The sequence below is a fragment of the Paraglaciecola sp. genome (genome assembly GCF_051252315.1).
Taxonomy (GTDB): Bacteria; Pseudomonadota; Gammaproteobacteria; order Enterobacterales; family Alteromonadaceae; genus Paraglaciecola.
The window spans coordinates 1-2,780 of record NZ_JBPOFP010000231.1 but is presented as its reverse complement, the minus strand read 5'-3'; the positions used below and the strand labels follow the sequence as shown (position 1 = coordinate 2,780).

The window sequence follows — 2,780 nt, the reverse complement described above, 5'->3', positions numbered from 1 at the left end:
AAATAATACTGGAGAACCTCCTTGATAGTGTAATTCTTCGCCTTGAATAAATATCGAAGATAAGTGCCGTTCTAATTCAATTGGCACGCCTGTTTTAGGTAACCTATCATCCTCAGACTTAACTTTATCTAGCAATAATTCAAATAATACCTCGTAATCCAATTTATGTTCAGACTGACAGTATTGCTTGAGTTTAGATACGCCTTTTTCGATTTTAGGCCATGGGCTATTTAAATCTGCATTGGATAATCCGTAAAAACCAGTTGTCAGGTCGTCTACCTTATCTAGATGATTATTGTATACAGACAGCTGATCCCAAGTACCAAATAAAAGGTTATAACCGTTATAGAGTGCTTTGTTTTGACTCAAAGTTTTAACATATTGGCTTTTGGGGTGCGTTAGATATTCACTGACTAAAGCGCCACGACTTATCGCCTGAGGATTGATTTTATTAGGGTTACGTATATTAGTTAGTGCAGCAATATGTCCTTTTTTATTGATGCCCATCCATGTACCGCCTGCCTGTAAGTCTCTGCCTGCTAATACACTATTTTGCTCTGACCAATAATGAGATTCCGCTGTTTTGCGATTAAAAAATTCATCACGATTAGCGGCAATTATTAGCGGGTAGTCTTTATGTTGGTTGATTGCTACAAATAAAATACACATTTATCAGTCTGAACTACTCACTTCTAAGACTATCTACTCGGTTAAATAGCTTTTGAGATTTGTCTACAAAACCTTCTGATGTAATTGTCCCCGTTACGTTATAAATTGGCGCCAATAAGGTAGGGTTATACTTAGGACGGCTATTAAATTCATCGTCGTTAAGGAAGCCCAAAGCTAGTATTGGCGCAAGTATAAGTAAAGATATGACAGCTGTGATGTAATTTCTTCTTTTATCTGGTTGGTGAAAAGCAATGAATAAACTTAACCAAGTAAAGCTCACGATTATTGCTGAGAATACCAGTAGCTCTAACCAGCTAAACCATCCATCAGGTTGAATATTAAATATAATGACTTTTTGTAATAAATTAAGAGCAAATACTAAAAGGCTAGCTAATAACATCAAGTTGAGTTGATTGACTAGATGACTTTCTTTTTTTACTACTTTAGCTAATGTGGCAATGCCCAGAGGCCAAATTAGCATCATACCTAGCTGTCCTAACTGGGAAGGTAATATATTAATTAATTTAAACTCCTCCACACTATTAATATATTGAGACAATACCAAGTAGCTTAAACAAATTAAGACTAAGGAAAATGCTAACGAAATTTTATTTAGCCAACTTAGGTTTTCTTCAAGTTCACTTAGCGGCATAGCAACAGGTAAGGGGACTTTAGTATCTATGACTCTTAATCGAGTACGGCCAATTTTAATGATATCGTTAGAAGTTAGATTTGCTTGATTGACGTATTTCCCATTAACCTTAATTCCGTTAGTTGATTGGCAGTCATTTACCAATAGTTGGCCTGATTCTGGATCGATAGCGACCAACATATGGCTAGGACAAATATAAGGGTCATCTAATCTCAAATCATTATTGAAATCTCTACCTACACATACATAATCTTGCTCAAACTTAAAATGTTTAAGCGGGATATTCTTACGAGATAAAAGCTCTAAAACTATTGCCATTCAATTGAATCCATAAATTTCTTAGTAAATGCTAAGGTCGATTCTTTGCCCACTCCAGCAAGTGTGAAGTGACTTATAAGACCTTTATCTTTATGATCTAAGGTAGCTGCTACAAATAGTACATCATAAAGTTGCTGGTATTCTTTATAGGCTCTTAAACACAAAACCGTTTTACTGGTCACGCCGTGGATATTTGTCACTTTATCTTCTTGGCAGCGATAATTGGTTACATCGATTTTGCCAGCCTTATTCCCAGCTCCAGCGCCAGTGATGCTATCAGTGTAGAATGAATAGAACCTATGCTGACTAAGTGCCTTGCCTTCTAACCATTCAAATTCAAGCTCTACACCGCCCGTATTTAAACCAGAATGCAAAAAGATTTGTTCATCTAAACGGCATCGATTTTCAACAGACAAAAATAAAACGTCTGTATCATTTGCATTTGAATCACCCCAGCATGAAATAAACTCAGTAATTTGAGCCGGTACCGACGCTTGGCCTAGATTGGCTGTTTTCCAGGCTTGATTTTTTAAGCGTGAAAATAACCTTTGCTGATTCACCATTAGTTGAGTATGGATACGTAGTTTTAATTCTTCATTTTTAAGTGGTGTGGCATCTTTATTTTCTATGAGATTATTTATCTTGGCTAAGGGAATTAAAAAGCCTATTTGATTTCCGGCGGTTGCTACATTTACCCCCATTACTTCACCTAACTCATTGACTACAGGGCCACCACTCATACCCGGGTTTATCGAACCTGTGAAATGAATACGTTGATAAAAACTATTCTTTTTTAAGCCATTAAAAGTACCAGGAACAACTATCATTCCAAGGTCATGGGGATTCCCCAGTGAATAAATGTTGCTACCCTGACTTGGTAAATTAGGTGCAATTGCAAAGGCGTTTTCTTCTTCTGATAAGGTGACTTTTCGAACCAAAGCCAAGTCATTGATCACATCTAAATCAACTAACTGAAGTGCGCCTTCTTGGCCAAGATGATCCATATATTCAATTTTGAATCTTTCTGGATAATAAATGTATTCAGAGACAACATGATAATTGGTGACTATGTTTCCCGCTTTATCAATTTGGAATCCCGACCCGATAGAGGATTTATTACCAGATTCAAGATCTATAATTT

3 protein-coding genes are annotated in these 2,780 nt (G+C 36.4%); all 3 read right to left on the bottom strand.

Annotation, left to right across the window (positions count from 1 at the left end):
* Window positions 1-669: NRDE family protein (locus ACSHXM_RS21525; protein WP_435692434.1), on the bottom strand; the 669-nt coding region annotated here is incomplete at its 3' end.
* 13 nt (window positions 670-682) lie between these two features.
* Window positions 683-1,639 carry an FHA domain-containing protein gene (locus tag ACSHXM_RS21520; RefSeq protein WP_435692432.1) on the bottom strand — a complete coding sequence of 319 codons (957 nt, stop codon included), beginning with the start codon at window positions 1,637-1,639 and terminating at the stop codon, window positions 683-685.
* A partial coding sequence (locus tag ACSHXM_RS21515) for a S1 family peptidase (RefSeq protein ID WP_435692430.1) occupies window positions 1,630-2,780 on the bottom strand: 1,151 nt, incomplete at its 5' end. The genes ACSHXM_RS21520 and ACSHXM_RS21515, both read right to left, overlap by 10 nt.